A 17476-nucleotide genomic window follows, 5' to 3' on the forward strand; every position below is an offset into this window, starting at 1 on the left:
TTACCACTATACATAAAGATATTTTAGATTCTCAAGTATTTTTTTATCAAAAGTAAAATGCATAAAATTCAGTTTTTTAATTATACTTACCTTTTATTCATGTAATAACATAGTTAATAATGAAACATTATAATCTATTAAATAAATAATTATTAATTAGTCACTAATAATTTTTATGTATGGGTTTCTTGACTTTAATTCCCATACTCTTGAAGATTGTTTTTCAAAAAATACCCCTTGTAAATTTATCATCTTTTTATACTTTTCTTGAAATTCGTTCCGAATTTGCAATTTTATATTATAATCATATGAACAAAGATATAATTTATTTTTATGCTGCTTTACCATAAGTTCATCATACTTCCCAACACACTTTTCATTAATACTTATAACTACCTTTTTCAATGTCTTTATAGTGTCTTTTTTGTTAGTTGCATCTAATAAATTTAACCATCTATAAGCTTTTTCTGAGCAGGTTATTTCTTTATTTTGGAATAATCTAAAAATATTAAATAACTGTTCGTTAATTGAATATTCAGTATCTATATTAATAAATTTAGACAGCTCTATAGCGCATTCCCTTGATTTTATTCCTGCCAAATATACTTTTGCACTCTCAATATTAGGTACCCCAATTTCAGAAAATAATGAAATATTTTCTAAAATTGAAGCTTCATCTGAATTACCATTCAAATTTAATTTTTTTGAAATTGCATTAATAATCCATGGAAAATGGAATGCATAATATTTATTACATACATCTATTGCTTTCTGGTCTATATTTTCAATCTCACATATTGCATCTCCACTATACCACTTTTCACGTATATCTGAAGATTTAACTAATTTAATTAATTCAGTATCCAAGTTTATTGGAATTTCCGATACGAATATATCTAAATATTGTATAAGTGTCATAAGGTCAGTAAATGATTTAGTCGATTCAATATAAATCAAAATATTCCTAGATATCTCATTAATACGCTCATCTATATATAAACTTGCTTTAAGAGGAACACTAGAACATGCAATAGATTTCCAATTTTGCTGTGAACCAGATAATCTTATAACTCCTTTATTCCTCGCCTTTAATATATCTATAATTTGATTTTGTTCAATCCTTTTACTGTTTTTTGCTTGTATATACGCTAATGAACCTCGAAAAGCATCATCTATCCAATCTGAGCAATCTTGTAACCCCTGAACACCACTTTTTAAATCCATTGAAATTAACGTATCATCAATTAAGTCTAATAACCAACTGCTTTTTTCAAAGAATTTTTCAGCTTTTTCCGTATCTACTATATCCCTATTTTCAGATAATAGTTCTAAAAAGGATTCATAGTCAATACCACACTGTTCTGAAATTATATATAATGCCTGTAATAATATTAATATCCCACTTTCTGCCTTTTCAATATTCTTTCTTTCGAAATATTTATCTTTATTACTTATCTGATTTTGAATTGAATAATCATTCTTATGTCTATCTATAGTAAATAATATTTTCCCCTCTGTATCAGTAAACGCACGTCCTGCTCTACCTGCTATATTCCAAAAGTCTTTTACATCTACTAGAGAGTCTTGATCTAAGTATACATTTGAAATAATAACTGTTGAAACCCCAATATTTACACCTTGACCTAATGTAGATGTTGCTACTATAACTTTGGGACTTCCGTTAGACATTAATCTTTCAATACCTTGGCGTACATCTATTGGCAACTTAGAACTATGACAAACTATTCCTTTAAGCAATAACAAATATATTTCTGAGTTTTTCCCATAAGCCTCTTCACAAGCTAATTCAACATATTTAAGATCATCTGTATTTTGCCATTCATGCCTGACATTTTGATGTACAAATAGCTTCGAAATTACTCTTGCTTGTGATAAAACCATATTTGATCTTCCTACATATATTAAAACAGAACCCATTGATAACATTTTTACTGCTGTTGCTCCTACAGCCTCTTTCTTATCATTAGGAAAATAGACTGGTTTAAAGATTTTTCCACTTTTCGTTTTCCTTGCCGGTCGTATCAATTGTGCTTCTATAAATTTATTATTAAAAGATGGTTGCTCTCCATCCCAAGATAAATTAACAGTATGATTAACAAAATTTAGTTCTCCAAATCGTTGTACCGATGGTCTCCATGAAGACTTTAATGTAGTTTCTTTATTTCCACTAATCCACTCAGCAAATTCAGATAAATTAGGAAGAACAGCTGATAACAATATAAGTTTCCCCGAAGTTTTCTTTAAAGTAATTTTAATTTCCTCAATGAGCAATTCTGAAGCTATATAACGTAGTTGAGCACCAACCAAATGTCCTTCATCTACAACAACAAGTTTTATCCGTTCTTCTAAATCTGGATTAGAACGTAAAATTGACTTTATTTTTTCTGGAGTTGCAACCACAACATTAGCTTCAGTTACTAATTGTCTATCTATTTGAGTAGACTGTGCACTACCATACAAATGAGATATTACATACCCCATCGAATTAATAACACTAGTAAAACTATTTTCTACCTCGTTAGCTAAAGAACGAAAAGGTGCAATATAAATACAAAGAGCATCTGGCCATTCACTCAATGTTTTTATAATAGCTATTTCCGCAATCTTCGTCTTACCAGAACTTGTAGGCATTCCAATAGCAACACCTTCATTGTTATTTAAATTTATATTTATACATTCTCTCTGCGATCTAAATAATTCTACAACTGAAGGTTGCTTATAGATATTAGCTCTAATGTAATCTATACACCTTTCTTTGTTACTAATAACTGGTGTGAGTACCGTCCATAGAGATGCATCTTCATATTCTTCTAATACTAAATATAATAATCGAAAAATCCACCATAAATGAGCCTCACTATTCACTTCTGATAAATTAATTAAATCTAATAATATTTTTTTAGCTTCCATTAACTCATAACTATTTCCATAAAACACATATCTCAACATTTTGACTATGGATTTAGAAAGAATTTTCGTATAAATAAATCCTTCACTTTCTGTTTCCTCACTATTTGGGACATTTATAAAATGTAAATCTTTCAACACTTCCTCTAAACTTGAAAAATTTCGATTCAAAAAAAATTTTATAATTTTTGCTAATTCAGTATCACAAGTATAATATTTAAGAACAATAAAAGATTTAGAGTAGTGGGAAGCTACATAATAAGCTATTGCACAGGTGATACTATAATATTCTTGATATGTTTTTTCACACTGATTATATGCATAAAGATGTTCTAGTATTTCTGCTGCCTTTTCAATGCAATAAATTCCTTGCTCTTTGCATTCATTATGTAAAAAACACCACCCAAAATTGAGATAGGAAAAAGCTATATGTAGACATTTTTCATCTAACCCTTCTGTATATCTTGGGAAATTTTCAATTGCTTCTTTTGCATTATAAAGAATAAATCTCGAATTTGCTTGTGCAATATAATTTTGTATTATAGTATCTTCTTCATACTTATTAAAATACTTCATAGTTATATTAAGATTCATCTACAGCCACCTCAATTAAAATCTGTTTAGCTCTTGAAAAAGCTAATTCCATAAATTCCACTGGATTATCTATTCCAAGTGAAATAAAGAGAAAATCTTTGTTATTTGAGTTCATATTTCTTTCAACATGATCTTTGACCAACTTGGTAGATAATAAAAATGCAATATTTTTAATATCAAAATTTTCTTTACTTAAATTATATTGAATTTCTAGTATTTTTTCTGCTAACTCATCTTGCTCTTGTTCAAATAGCCTATCAGCAATGAATCCGAGTGATATTGGTAAAGCTAATGTATTGTTCATTAAATACGAAGCTTCTTCTATAGCTTTCTTAGATGGAGTTGAACGAAATTTGCTCTCACCAAGCAATATTTTTGTTTCATCAACTAATAAAACATCGTCACCTTTCATTGATTGGTCTACATTAGGATTATAATGTAATTTAAAAATTAGTACTTCTATACCAGATACTTCACTTAAATATTCTGTTAATATTACTTCTCCCAAATTTCCTTTCTTTGTTTTATCAGTATTAGGAAATATACGAAGTGATCTTGCATATTCTTCAAATTCATATTTTCTAAGTATTTTCTTTTTTTTGCATAATAATCTTTTTTTCCCTTTTGAGAGATGATACTCAACTAACCACCTTGCTACAGTTTCAATAGCTACTTGTCTATTTTCAGCTTTCTCTAATAAATGTCGATGTCTTTTAGTATCTGTACATTTTGTATCTTGGCATTCTACCCAATCAAAAAAAACACCATTCTTAGGATGATTTCCAACAATTTCATTTTGCACTTCCATATACCTTACCCTTCACAACCCATTTTCTAAAATTTCTATATTCTATCTTCAAAAATATATATTTGAACTATTATAAAGTCTCAAATTTAAACCGATAAATTAATTAAAACCTTATTTATAAGTATACTATAAACTTTAAATTAATTCCTTACCTAACGTGTAAAATTTAGTAATGTTCACACTGCTCGTCAACAACTTTGTTGTTTAGAATTATATTATTAAATCTTCATATCAATTTTTTATTACATTTTCACCAAAAATAAGATAGGCTTTTATAACCTATCTTATCAATTATTCTATGTAAGTAATTTTACTTCTTCTATATTTAACTCTACTCTAAAACTATAGTTTCATTACCTAAACATTTAAATTATTTATAGTTATTAATTTTCTAGATTTACATAGCCTCACCTTTTGATATTTTTCATATGCACCTTTACTAAATAAAATAATATTCCTTTATCCATATTTCTTCGGAATGCAAATTTACCTTCAGCAAATATCTCCTTATCATTATCAGTTATGGTTACTACATCAATTGTTACTGTTTTATCTTAAATAAACCCTTATTTAATCTTTAATTTAAATATTTTTGAACTCTAGCATCTATTTTTTTAATCTAACTATACTAAAAATAATCTATATATTATTTAACGTTTTTTAAACTTTTTATTAATTCTACTAATTTTGGCTCTCCACAGATACGCTTCAACACACCGTAAGTAAAAACTTTAGACTTTCCCATATACAATATAATTAATAATATTTCAAGTTCAATTTTCAATTATATTTTTTTATAAAAAAATAGGATAGTTTTTAATCTATCCTAACAATTTTCATCTCTTAAATCTCTAATTTCTTTTATATCTAACCCAGTCTTTATTGCTATTGTTTCATTGTCTAAAATATATAATAGCTTTTTAGCACCTTCTAATTTCCCTCTTTTTTCAGCTGAACTAATCATGTTATCCCTTTCATGTTATAATCTTTATATCTCATAATAAATCCTCATAGTTTCTTCATTACTACTCATGTATTTGATTTTTTTTCAGCTTTTTCTATTGCTGTATTCAAGCTCATCAACTATTTTAAATGACACTCTAATTTTATATTTGGTTAGTGTAAAATTCCCTCATGAAGATACTCCTTATCAAAATTATTCATTCAAATCCTTAATATGAAATTTTATTCTTTTAATATATGCTTAATATTGATAAACTCAATATTCTATACTTGTTAATTATCATATATTATAATTTGTGCGTTCCTTATTATATAGATTCAACTAATTTTAAATGAATAATCCTCACAATATATTGAGTATGTGTATAATTTCAATATATACCATTGATAGCATTAAACAGGATTTTGCTCAAAAAAAGGGCAAATAACTTATAAAACTATAAGCTATCTTCCTTTTTTTCTTTTCTAATACTTAACTTCTTAAATAATAATAAACATTTTGTTGACAAGCTCTGTCATTGAATTTCCTATTTCACTCGAAACCATATTCAAGAATTCTTTTGTACTAAAATAATTCTTGAATCTCTCCTGTATCTTTCTAATAGTTTCATCATAAGTTATAAATGATTCATTATAAATTTCATCAACCATTTTACGAATCTCATAATTTCCATAAGATAAGTTATATGCCACCTTATCTACAACCATATGGTACTTTTCTGAAGATGCAAAATAATTTCTAAAAATCAAGTGGAGCTTCTGAATCTTTCTTACCTTTGATGGTAAGCCATCAAATAATGCTGGATTAATATCTTTAAATGCGTATTGGGTGATTTGCTTATTCGCATCTAATTCACCAATAACTTTATCCAGTTCAACTTCTTCAATGTTATTAGCTAATGTCTTAATTGATTCTCCCTCATAAAGAGTGATGAAATCAGGAATGCTTCTTTCTAATACCTTTTTTATCATACCTTTCATATTAATGCTAAAATTTCCATATATATAAGCATTAGTTGTATATCCAAGTCCAATCTGTAGATTTTCATAATATCTTACAACACTACGTCCATGAATTCTTCTAGTATCTGTTATCTGATATCCATTAACAATTGCTTTATCCTCAGTTAACATCCCTTGAATCTGTTCAAACTCATTATTAATCGCTTCATCATCAATTCTAATATCAACTGCAGGCAAATTAGTATCTTTAACGGTAATAAATAACGGTGATGTCATTCCTTTTGGTAAGATTCTCATCTGTGTTTCACGAATAATTGCATCAATTTTTTTATAAAGACCTTCTCTTCTGAACTTTTCAAGCTTTTCAGATTTTAGTTCTTTTAGTGCACGCTGAATTGGATCAATATCTTCCTCCATATATCTTATAGATAACCAAGTCGCACTATCTTGCTCTAAATAGGTCAGATAATCTTCAATATCATCTTCCATAGAACCTATAGCCGTAAGAATATGATTTGTAAAATCACTCTGCATCAATTCAACTGTATCTCTATCTGCTTTATTTACGATATTACTTATTACCCTATCAGCCTTTGTAAAAATAACATTAATTGGAATATCTAATTTCTTCGCTTTTCCAATCTTAGAATTTATTGCTTCACAACAACTTACAATCACATCATCTCGTTCTTCCAAATTCATTAACAACAGAATGCTATCTGGACTACAATTTAATGCAATATCCAATGCATCTTTCATTGAGTTATTATCCATACTGATTTGATTAAGCCCCATAGTATCACGTAAACAGAAACGAAGAGGAATTTTATCATCAAACATATCTATCAGTTCAGTTCTTGGTCTACAAGCCATTGTTAGCTCCTCAATAATTAAACTAAATGGCTCATATGGATCGAATAATTTCTGCAAAATTTCACCACCATATTGTAATAAGTCATCACAATCTATACTATACTCATTAATTCCTTCGATGTCATTTGTTCCACCCATGAATGCATTTAAACGCGACTTAATAATTTCTCCAATATTAATTAACCACTTATTATACTCTTCCAACAATGAAGAAGAAACTTCACCCCACATATCCTCCATAACAATATTACGAATTTCCTCAATGGATACTTTTCTCTTATCAGGTTCCTTCTTTTTACTCTTTACACGTTCTATAAACGAGGTTTCCTCATTCTGAATAAAGTTAAGGACTGTACCAACTACCTTCTTGAACTCTTTAATTGAGATATCATCTGCAATTCGTTCCAAATGATACGAAGCATCTTTTGGCTCTAATATTGATGAAAATATACTTTCATCAATAGCATCAAGTGTATCTTCGGCATCATAATCATTTAATACGAACTGTTTAGCCAACATCTCCATTATCTTTATGTGAATCATCTTGTAAGAAAACACTTTTTCCCTAATATGCAATGAGAAATACTCATTCTTTTCAATTCGCTCGTCAAATAAGAAATTGCATGGAATTATGGTTGTTTGGCATTTATCTCCAACCCCTACTAATATATACTTGACAATCTTATGATTAACAAGTGCATAAATCAAAGTACTCTTTCCTGAAGATGTTGGCCCTATTACAACAATTGACTGGGCTGACTTGATACGTTTATGCGCTTCCCCAGGCATAATTTTTGTCATATTATGTTTTTTCATAAAAAAACCTCCTTGTTAAAATTCAGATATGACTTTTAACAAGGAGGTTATAAAATAAAATTCTGCACATATGTACAGATATAATTCAATAATCTCTCGCCGTATACTTGATAAAGGTGGGATTCCTAAAATCATGTAATGGTAATGACTTCGACTCAGCGTTTTCGTAGTTCGCATCTTGTATAGCCATATCTATAGTAAAAATTATACAGCTACAAAAACCTATTGTCAACCTATATTTTCCATTTTTATTTAAGCATCTCAAAATATAGAAATTCTCAGTTCCCATGCAGTTAAGCATAACATACAATATCCTGTTTGAAATTGTGGGATTTTTATCTTAACATTCTCTCACAGTATTTTATATACTCTAAATTAAAAAGCCGATATTTATATGATACTTTGAATTAACCACACGTTATCATCTAATACTAATACTTCGAGAAAATTTTCTTTATTTTATGATGTAAAGACCAAAAATTCAGCTATGCTATTTCTTATTCGAAGTTACTATTTTCATTAATCAACTTTATGACCTCCACTATCTACTTCATTATCTTCAGTTTATCCATATTAAATCTAATTTTATTACTATATTAATAAGGCTTTAATTATAGCATAAAGTAACTACATATTTAATATCATTGGCCTAAACTCTCACTTTTAAACATTTCTCTGAATTTTGGTTCTCCACAGATACGCTTCTCCGTATCATTATTAAGTAAGGTTTTCAACTCTTATTCTTATGTTCTAGTTAGTTAATTGTAAAATTCTAATTTTATTTTAAACATTGTTAAAGGAAAATAATATACATAAATAACCACAAATTAAAGTTTTAACTGTCATTTTTAATATTACTTATAGAAAAATAAAACTATATATATCATATCCAAAATAGTTTTTAAACACCATTACCTTCCTTATTTTCTTCTATTATTTTAATTCTGAAAATAACCATATATATAGCGAGTAATGTCATTTTAAAAGCAAATTTTAGTCTTTTACCTGATAAGTAATCTCTTCCGTGCATACATTCATTTCGTATATTTAGTGAATTACCATTATACATAAAGTTATATACAAATAACAAATCTGGAACATTTTCAAAACCATTCAATTCAGAATATATTTCCTGCAATAATTCTCTTAACACCGAACTTGGATCTTTATATTGCATAAAATTAGTTAAGTTTTCTTTGAAAGGTACAATACCTGTAAGGGAACCTAACTCTCTTATTTTAATTTCTAAAATAGGAAATAACTGAGTCAAATGTGCTAATTTAAGGTTATATTCATACGGAATAAGTTCATATTTAGTTTCTTCTGAAATAAACTTATATACTTCTTCTTCTTTTGTAAATAGCCCTGCAATAGTATTGGCATTATTCTTATATCTTTCATGAACAGCAGTTAAATATATATCTGTTTCCAAACGATTTCGGAATTTATAACCCATTGTTTCATTTATCTCATCTATTATGCTCCTTAACATAATATCAATATCATGTTTGTCACAGTTTACTCCATTAATTTTAATTGGATATACAGGAGTCAGTGAAATTGAAGAAAACAAATACATAATTGCATGCTCAGATACCGCCTCCATAATATTGCATATAGACTCTTTATCAGCACTAATGCAATTCTTAGCTGCAAAAATTGGATTTCTTACAATCTGGTCATTATATAATTCTACTTGTTTTGTTTCTACTGAAGTAGTATACTTAAATCTTTGCAAATTACTACACTGCTCTTTATAATACTTTTCTTCCCATAATTGTTGAGTAAAAATCATATGTTGTTTAATTAGTTTCTTATCAATATTTTGATTTGTAGCATTTACATTAATTAAAAATACCATAAAATTATAAAATAAATCTGCAATTTCAATTCCGTTACAAGGCTCTATATATCTTTCAAATGCTTTTACTGTTAGTAGATAATATTCATTATCTATTTGTTTTGGAATGTCTTCATCTTCTAAATACTGTGATAGTTCTGAAATGTTCACTATTTCCTCTATTTTTTTATATTTTTCTTGATAAAACATTCTAAGCAAGTCCTTCTGTTCCTTGTTTAAAGGAATACCTGCATTTATAATTTTATCTAATATTTTAGGTTCAGTTATATAGTGAATTAATTTTAGAAATTCTATATACGCTTCTTCTTGGGTAACACCCTTCATCATTTTCTCCTTAAATAAAAATGATATAACCTCAAAAGAAGAAGTTCTTAGTATTTTAAATGATTTATCAGTATTCTTAATAATATCGCTAAGTAATTTACAATGTAGAATAATTGTATTATTGCTTGGAACTTTACGAAATTTAATTAAACGTATTGTTTCAACCACGAAATCTATCTCTTCACAATTAAAATAACTCTGGACTTTACTTAACACCTCTTCTGTCCATAATGTAAAATCTGGGGTTGTTGTAACTCCATCTGAAAATCTTGGCACTAATTTACCATCTCTTATAGATATCTGTAACATATCCTTCACATATTCTTCTTGCCATGTAATAAAAGGCTCCATTTCTATGTGACGAAAATTAAAAGCATTACCTGATAAAATTCTTTCTTTGTTCTTCTTTACAAATTCACCATTATATTCATAATATTTATTTTCAATATTATCACTAAGACTCTTCATTGCATTTTCAAATCCTGGTAATTTTATATCTGATGCTAATGCATATATATCCTCTTTATACAATTCGAAAGAGTCCATATTAATTAAATCCCAAAAATTCTTTTGTTGTAATAATCTATAATCAACAATATATTTTGTTTTATTATCCTGATTTTCTAGCTTTGTAATCCATATTACAAAATAAAGCGCATGTCCAAATTCTGTCGTTATACAAGCTTTACATTCTTCTTGTTCTATAATTCCGTTATAATACTTCGCAAGAATATATAAATCCATACAAACTTTATTTTTAATTTTAGGAACAGTTCTACATACTTCTACTATTTTAACAAAATGTAATAAAACTTCTCGTAAATTTTGGTCCCGAGTTTGAAACTCCACCCAATTACTTACATCATCTAGTGTAAAATTTTCTTCAATATATTTAATTATCCATTGCCAATCCTGATTATTTGTTAATAACCCATCAACATATTTTACCTGTTCTTCATGTTCAAAATAGTTATTCATAATCTATCTCCCTCAAATTACTTACCAAATTATCTAGAACTAAATTCTTTACAAATTTACTTTCTAGTAATTCCCGCTCGCTATTTAATCTTCTATTATTAATTTTATAAATTCCTAATGTCCTAAAAACCATTTATAATTCGTTAAATAACGTTGTTTTGATAATTATACCATTTATTTTCTATACCCATATCCTTAATTTTAAAATATCCAAGATTATTCAAATCATGTAATTACTTATTGTATATATTACTCTGCTATAATGTCTACGATTAACTAAAAAAATATATAACTACTAGGTGTGAAGTAATATTATCTCTATATTTCATAATATAATTTTAAATTCCAGTAAAAAATAGCCTTTCCCATATACAATATAATTAACATTATTTCAATTTCAAGTTTTAATAATATTTCATTACAAAAATAGCTAGTAAAACTTTTATTGTTTTACTAGCTATTTTTTCAGTATATTATTTGCCCAATTTGGTATTTTTTTATCTTGCCATATTAGCTTGCCATTTTTAAAATATATAACTTCTTTTAATACATCTGTATTATCAAATATATTAACTTCATCACATATTGTAATTACATTATGCAAGTTATTTAAAGAATCATAATATCTTCTTTCAATATCCTTATCTGGTATCCCATGACCACCTTTACTTACTCTAATCTTAACTCTTTCCTTTGCAACATTAGGATTTTCTACACCTATATAATTCATAACTATATAAAAACCATTTTCTTTTGCAAACTTTATATTCCTTATTATGCTTTTTCCTGATAAAGTGGTTTCCTGATTAAATGATATACCATCTAAAATATAGTGTTTTATTAATTTAACTGCTTCTCTTGCACATTTCATTTGAAGATTAGTATCTTTCCAAGAACCAATCCTAGCTACCATCTCATCTGTATTTATTCTATTTTCTTCTTTATTTTCATTATAATAAATAGATTTATATATTGAAGTTTTTCCAGCACCATTAACTCCAGCAAAAATTGTATATGTCGGCATATTATTGACCTATTATCTTTTCTTGTTCTTTTTGTAGGACTAAATTTGATAAAGCCATATAAAAATCTTGTTCTTCTTTTGTTTTTGCCTTTTTAAATAAATCTTTTAATTCACTATAAGAATACTTGATGAAAATATCATATAAATTATTATCTTTATTTTCCATATCAAACTCCTCCTAATGAAATCCTATTTATATATTATTATATACCAAACCTAAAAAATAATAAACTTAATCTCTTTTTATTTTGGGTCTCCATAGATATGCTTCACCTTATCGTAAGTAAAAAATATAGACTTCCGCGGATAAAATATAGTTATTATTTAAAGTTCAAGTTTTTATTATATATTTTATTATTAACACTATATTAAAATATAGCTAAAAAAATTGAACTACCATTAAGATAGTTCAATTTTTTTATATTTATATATTTAAAAAGGCTTCAAATCTAGCTCTTACTTTATCTTCGCCTAATATTTGCATAATAGTATAAAGATCTGGAGTATTGCTTCTATGAGATAATGCAGCTCTTACAGCTCCAGCAACATCAGAAATCATTCCTTTAAATGCATCTGGATTTGCTTTATATTCTTTTCTATTTGCACAATATCCAAGTTCTGCTCCAATAACCTTTAAATCTTCAAACCAGTTTTCTTGGCTTCCTGCATTAAAGTTAAATTTATCTTTGTATACTTTTATTATTTCTTTTGCATTTTCTAAGCTTAAAGTCTTTGGAAGTTCAACATTTTCTGCTGTTTCTTTATTAAATAATTCATCAAAGAAATAATCAACTTTTCCTCTTACTTCATCCCATTTTGCAAAGTCTTTTCTTGGCTTTGGACCTTCTTTATCTATATTAAAGATTTCCTTTGACATCGCTTCATTTGAAGTTACTAAATCATACATTTCTTTATCATATTCTTTCGCCCATTCAGTATATAAATCATAAACCTTATCTGCTTTTAGCTTACAAATAACTTCTTTACTTACGTCATTTAATTTTACTATATCAAATAAAGCTCCTGATTTACTCATTTTATCTAAAGCTACTTCAAAGTCATGATAATCAACTGTAGGATTTTCAGCTCTCCATTCTTCAAATGTAGAGTTTACTATGTTAAGTAAGTATTCAATAACTGATTGAACTGGGTATCCAACCTCTTTATAGTATGATACAGCAGCTTCAGCATCTTTTCTCTTTGATAACTTTCTCTTTGATCCATTATCATTTTTCATTATTGTTGGAATATGAGCATAGTTTGGTCTTTCAAAACCTAAAGTATCAAATAATTGTACGTGTATTGGTAATGAAGATAACCATTCTTCTCCTCTTATTACATGAGTAGTTCTCATTAATGCATCATCTATAGCATGAGCAAAGTGATAAGTTGGAAGCCCATCTCCCTTTATTATAACTACATCTTGAACATTTTCTGGGAAGCTTATATCACCTTTTATTAAATCAGAAAACTCAACTCTTGTTTCACTGTTTCCTGGTGATTTAAATCTTATTACATAGTCTTTTCCACTATTAATTCTTTCAATATATTCTTCTTCAGTTAAATTTCTATCTTTAGCATATTCACCATAATATCCTGGAGTTATCTTAGCTTCCGTTTGTCTTTCTCTAAGCTCTGCTAACTCTTCAGGAGTATCGAAAGCTGGATAAGCTAAACCTTTTTTGATTAAGTCTTTTACAAAAGTTTTATATATTTCAGCTCTCTCACTTTGTCTATATGGACCATATTCACCTTTTGATGAATCTTCACCAGTCATACCTTCATTAAAATCCATTCCAAAGTTATGCATAGTTTGTATAGTATCTTCTATAGCACCTTTAACTTCTCTTTTTTGATCTGTATCTTCTATTCTTAAAAAGAAAATACCTTCAGTTTGACTTGCTAATCTTTCATTAATTAATGCCGCAAAAACTCCTCCTATATGTTGGAATCCTGTTGGAGATGGAGCATATCTTGAAACTACTGCACCTTCTTTTAAATTTCTCTTTGGATATTTTTCAATGTAATATTCCGGTGTCTTATCAATTTCAGGAAATATTAATTCAGCTAATTTTTCAAAACTCATAATTTTACATCCTTTCGTTTGCTTAAAAATAAAAAAAGTCTTTAATCCTAAAAAACCTTAGGACGAAAGACATATTCCGCGTTACCACCTAAGTTGATTAATATAAATTAATCCACTCTTTCTTTTTAAGGGAAGAATCCCATAAACCTAATTACAAAATGTTTTTTCAGTTTATAGCTCCAGAGCTTCTTTCTATAGGTTTAATTTCTAGGATTACACCCTCCCTAGATCTCTTTAAATTAAATTACTATATACTTTTCTCTTTCAAAGCCTATATATTCATTTATTATCAGTAACATTATAACTTTACATTGCCCCTTTGTAAATAATTTATGCTTTTCTTTTATATTAATTTATTCATATAATATATCAACTCTTGAAAATCATTTAGATGCTTTTCAATTATCATTTGAACAATTTTTATTTCAATTTTTTTATAGTCATGTACGGCTATATTTCTAAAACCAACCATGGCTTTTAAATTTTTAGTTAATTTGTCATCTATTAAATTATTTTTATTTAATACTTCAAAACCATCTCTACTACTTTGTGGAACTCCTAATTTTTTCTCTGAAATAACATGCATAGCTAAGTCAATAGAAGCTTCACACGCTCTTTGAATATTTAGTACTATAGAATCTTGTTTTGTATAATCATTTAAATTTTCTGGATTGTTATCATAAACTTCCTTTATTCTATTTATACATCTTTCTATAGTATCTACTTTGTTTAAAATTACATCACTTGCCATAGATATAACCTCTTTCTTTTATCTTTTTAATAATACATTTTCTCTCATCATTAAATAAAACATATTCTTTAAAAGCACGCATCTCAAAAAACATTCTTTCTTTGTCATCTGAACAATAAATAACTTTTCCATTTCCTACGATTTGAGCTTTAAATACTGTTGATGACTTTGAAATATCAATTAAATCTACTTCTCTTTTAAAAATATCAGCAAGTTCTTGTGCTTTCATAAACACATCATATTCATCAATATCTTCCTTAGATAAAAATGCAATATCAATGTCACTATCTTCTCTTAACTCGTTTCTACTTGCAGATCCAAATAAATATATAATAATGGGATTATATTCTAATAACAGTTGAATAGCTTCCCTTAACTTATCTTCAAACATTATTTCACCTCAATTAAAGTATTGTCCACTTTAATGTAATTATAACACTTTCAACAATGATTTATACTATAAATTTTCTTTTTCATAGTCAAAATAAACCAAAATACATATTAATTGAAAATATTCACCATTTGAACTTCATCTCTATAAGTACCATCTTTAAGCTTAAAGGCTCTTGGTTGAATTCCCACTTTTTTAAATCCACATTTTTCATATAAATGTATTGCTCTTAGATTATCTTCAAATACCCCTAATTCAACTTGTTCAAAACCATTCTTCTTAGCCTGTTCTAATGCAATATCTAATATATATTTTCCAAGTCCCTGATTACAATATTCCTTCAAAATAGAAATTCCAAAATATGCTCTATGACGATATTTCATGTGATTTCTAATTTTAGTAACCCCTGCATCTCCTATTATTTTTCCATCTAAAAAAGCAGTAACTGTAAAATCCTTCTCATCCTTTTCAGTAGAAACTAACCTTTCTTTCATTCCTTCTATATCTAAACTTATTTCTTCCGGATATCTTGCCATAAAATATGATTCACAAGAAGTAATATAACGATGATTACAAATCATCTCTGCATCTTTTTCTGTTGCACTTTGAAGTAATACTTTTTGTCCGTTTTTTAATATAATTTCTTTCTTATCAATAATCATGGTTTTTACCCCCTCCCCCTTTTTCTATTAGTTAATTAATTTAACTTTAAGATTACGAACTACATTAAACCCACTTTTTTATTTTATCTTCAAAATAACTACCTATTTTAACCACTTCGTTCATAACAATTCCAATACTATCTCAATTTAGAAACCAATTATCCTTTGAAATTCCTCTTCTATCTACTATAGGTGAAATATAAAAATGTATATTTGAAGAAAAAACTGATTTATAAGTTAATACAGCGGTTCATAAGGCTTCACCGAATCACCATCAGCCAGACTTAGCTTATAATAATTATTTAATTGAAATAAATAAACCACACTCTTTTTCAATATTGATTACTCCATGTTTTTTTCTTATCTCTTCAAAATAATCAAATAATCCATCAATATCCTTTTCTGAATAACTTGCTATAGATATTGTGGATTTCATCCAGTCTTAAGCACACGTTTCACTTCATATAATGCCTTTTGCAAGTCAGGAATATGGTAAAGCATATGATTAGCAATAATAACATCAAAAGTTTCATCTGGAAAGTTAATATCTTGTATATCAATTTGTTGAAATGAAACATTATTGTACATCCTAGTTTTTGTCCACATAAGGATGGCTTAAGCACAACTCCAACTAGAAAATTTCTATTACTTAAATTACTTTATTTTGATTATTTTCTCTTCTATTTCATTTATATTTAAATCATAATCTTTATCCGAAAAATGTCCTTCGTATACCCCCATATTTTTTTCATAAGTTATATTAATTTCAGCTACTTCAATTTTCTTTCCTCCACCTTCTCAAATATTTTTAATCTAATATTTGATTGATAATTATTTTATGAAAAGAAAGATAACATACCTAAAAATATAAATACAAAGCCCACTATATTTCTAATAAAAGATAAAAACTTTAACTCTTTATTGCAAATTTATCCAATAACGCTCTATAACATCACCATCTACTTCAATATATTTTTCAAATAATCCTCCATTAGCAATTATGGTTCTTTTACTTCCCATATTGTCCTTATTACAAGTTACAAGTATCTTCTCTAATCCACAACTTTTACAATTTATAATAACTTGTCTAAGCATTTCTTTTGCATAACCTTTTTTTCTTTCACATGGTCGAACAGAATATCCTATATGCCCTCCCCATGTACTAAGTATAGGATGATTAATATGATGCCTAAAATTAATCATTCCCACAATTTTATTATCCGCCATTCTTACTGCTATATAGGCATTAGAACTAACCTTGTCCGATGGAACAGTTTTACTATTTTCCCTTAACTCATTTTCATTAATCCACTCTTCAGCTGTAGAGCATTCTCCTAAATTTCCACATCCAGCCATATTATCTCCAGATTTTAAAAACTCTTTTTTATATTCCATAATATCATTAGAATATTCTAAAGTTGGTTTTATTAATTTTATTTCCATTTCTCAAATAC

At 27.4% G+C, this 17476-nt stretch carries 13 protein-coding genes, 1 pseudogene and 1 other annotated feature; all 14 genes and pseudogenes read right to left on the minus strand.

From position 1 onward, the window contains the following. Window positions 1-156: 156 nt before the first annotated feature. Window positions 157-3522, minus strand: a complete 3366-nt coding sequence (locus BN6774_RS14610) for a DEAD/DEAH box helicase (RefSeq protein WP_084767051.1) — start codon at window positions 3520-3522, stop codon at window positions 157-159. Further along, entirely contained in the window at window positions 3512-4330 is an 819-nt protein-coding gene (locus tag BN6774_RS14615; RefSeq protein WP_066895058.1) for a Hachiman antiphage defense system protein HamA, read from the minus strand. Before BN6774_RS14615 ends, BN6774_RS14610 begins: the two co-directional genes overlap by 11 nt. Window positions 4331-5156: 826 nt before the next feature. Continuing rightward, window positions 5157-5294 carry a hypothetical protein gene (locus BN6774_RS18760; RefSeq protein WP_207644578.1) on the minus strand — a complete coding sequence of 46 codons (138 nt, stop codon included), beginning with the start codon at window positions 5292-5294 and terminating at the stop codon, window positions 5157-5159. Window positions 5295-5773: 479 nt separating this feature from the next. After that, window positions 5774-7945, minus strand: a complete 2172-nt coding sequence (locus BN6774_RS14625) for a hypothetical protein (protein ID WP_066895060.1) — start codon at window positions 7943-7945, stop codon at window positions 5774-5776. A 901-nt stretch (window positions 7946-8846) separates the two neighbouring features. Further along, window positions 8847-11108: a hypothetical protein gene (locus BN6774_RS14630; protein ID WP_066895062.1), complete on the minus strand. Its 2262-nt coding sequence runs from the start codon at window positions 11106-11108 to the stop codon at window positions 8847-8849. A 457-nt stretch (window positions 11109-11565) separates the two neighbouring features. After that, window positions 11566-12132 carry an ATPase gene (locus tag BN6774_RS14635; protein WP_066895064.1) on the minus strand — a complete coding sequence of 189 codons (567 nt, stop codon included), beginning with the start codon at window positions 12130-12132 and terminating at the stop codon, window positions 11566-11568. 1 nt (window position 12133) lies between these two features. Next, complete coding sequence (locus BN6774_RS18660) at window positions 12134-12298, minus strand: hypothetical protein (protein WP_167349602.1); 165 nt, start codon at window positions 12296-12298, stop codon at window positions 12134-12136. Window positions 12299-12556: 258 nt separating this feature from the next. Then, window positions 12557-14218: a glutamate--tRNA ligase gene (gltX, locus tag BN6774_RS14640; RefSeq protein ID WP_066895066.1), complete on the minus strand. Its 1662-nt coding sequence runs from the start codon at window positions 14216-14218 to the stop codon at window positions 12557-12559. A 55-nt stretch (window positions 14219-14273) separates the two neighbouring features. Then, window positions 14274-14495: a binding site (T-box leader), on the minus strand. A 66-nt stretch (window positions 14496-14561) separates the two neighbouring features. Then, window positions 14562-14969 carry a type VII toxin-antitoxin system HepT family RNase toxin gene (gene hepT, locus BN6774_RS14645; protein ID WP_066895069.1) on the minus strand — a complete coding sequence of 136 codons (408 nt, stop codon included), beginning with the start codon at window positions 14967-14969 and terminating at the stop codon, window positions 14562-14564. Next, window positions 14959-15360: a type VII toxin-antitoxin system MntA family adenylyltransferase antitoxin gene (gene mntA / locus BN6774_RS14650; RefSeq protein ID WP_066895071.1), complete on the minus strand. Its 402-nt coding sequence runs from the start codon at window positions 15358-15360 to the stop codon at window positions 14959-14961. The genes hepT and mntA overlap by 11 nt, the downstream gene beginning before the upstream one ends. Window positions 15361-15470: 110 nt before the next feature. Then, entirely contained in the window at window positions 15471-16022 is a 552-nt protein-coding gene (locus BN6774_RS14655) for a GNAT family N-acetyltransferase (RefSeq protein WP_066895073.1), read from the minus strand. Window positions 16023-16320: 298 nt separating this feature from the next. Further along, a complete protein-coding gene (locus BN6774_RS18540; RefSeq protein WP_159426840.1) occupies window positions 16321-16458 on the minus strand; it encodes a hypothetical protein in 138 nt (45 codons plus the stop codon). A gap of 2 nt (window positions 16459-16460) precedes the next feature. Beyond that, window positions 16461-16562: pseudogene (locus BN6774_RS19105) on the minus strand (class I SAM-dependent methyltransferase); the annotation flags it as partial. A 378-nt stretch (window positions 16563-16940) separates the two neighbouring features. Continuing rightward, window positions 16941-17465, minus strand: a complete 525-nt coding sequence (locus BN6774_RS14660; protein WP_066895075.1) for a GNAT family N-acetyltransferase — start codon at window positions 17463-17465, stop codon at window positions 16941-16943. Between the last annotated feature and the right edge of the window lie 11 nt (window positions 17466-17476).

The sequence above is a fragment of the Clostridium nigeriense genome, assembly GCF_900086595.1.
Taxonomy (GTDB): domain Bacteria; phylum Bacillota; class Clostridia; order Clostridiales; family Clostridiaceae; genus Clostridium; species Clostridium nigeriense.

Bases quoted from the DNA above. Each gene is read 5' to 3' on its own strand.
- BN6774_RS14655 (WP_066895073.1), bottom strand. From the start codon at position 16,022: ATGATTATTGATAAGAAAGAAATTATATTAAAAAACGGACAAAAAGTA.
- BN6774_RS18540 (WP_159426840.1), bottom strand. From the start codon at position 16,458: ATGAAATCCACAATATCTATAGCAAGTTATTCAGAAAAGGATATTGAT.
- mntA (WP_066895071.1), bottom strand. From the start codon at position 15,360: ATGTTTGAAGATAAGTTAAGGGAAGCTATTCAACTGTTATTAGAATAT.
- hepT (WP_066895069.1), bottom strand. From the start codon at position 14,969: ATGGCAAGTGATGTAATTTTAAACAAAGTAGATACTATAGAAAGATGT.
- BN6774_RS14615 (WP_066895058.1), bottom strand. From the start codon at position 4,330: ATGGAAGTGCAAAATGAAATTGTTGGAAATCATCCTAAGAATGGTGTT.
- BN6774_RS14630 (WP_066895062.1), bottom strand. From the start codon at position 11,108: ATGAATAACTATTTTGAACATGAAGAACAGGTAAAATATGTTGATGGG.
- gltX (WP_066895066.1), bottom strand. From the start codon at position 14,218: ATGAGTTTTGAAAAATTAGCTGAATTAATATTTCCTGAAATTGATAAG.
- BN6774_RS18760 (WP_207644578.1), bottom strand. From the start codon at position 5,294: ATGATTAGTTCAGCTGAAAAAAGAGGGAAATTAGAAGGTGCTAAAAAG.
- BN6774_RS14625 (WP_066895060.1), bottom strand. From the start codon at position 7,945: ATGAAAAAACATAATATGACAAAAATTATGCCTGGGGAAGCGCATAAA.
- BN6774_RS18660 (WP_167349602.1), bottom strand. From the start codon at position 12,298: ATGGAAAATAAAGATAATAATTTATATGATATTTTCATCAAGTATTCT.
- BN6774_RS14610 (WP_084767051.1), bottom strand. From the start codon at position 3,522: ATGAATCTTAATATAACTATGAAGTATTTTAATAAGTATGAAGAAGAT.
- BN6774_RS14635 (WP_066895064.1), bottom strand. From the start codon at position 12,132: ATGCCGACATATACAATTTTTGCTGGAGTTAATGGTGCTGGAAAAACT.
- BN6774_RS14660 (WP_066895075.1), bottom strand. From the start codon at position 17,465: ATGGAAATAAAATTAATAAAACCAACTTTAGAATATTCTAATGATATT.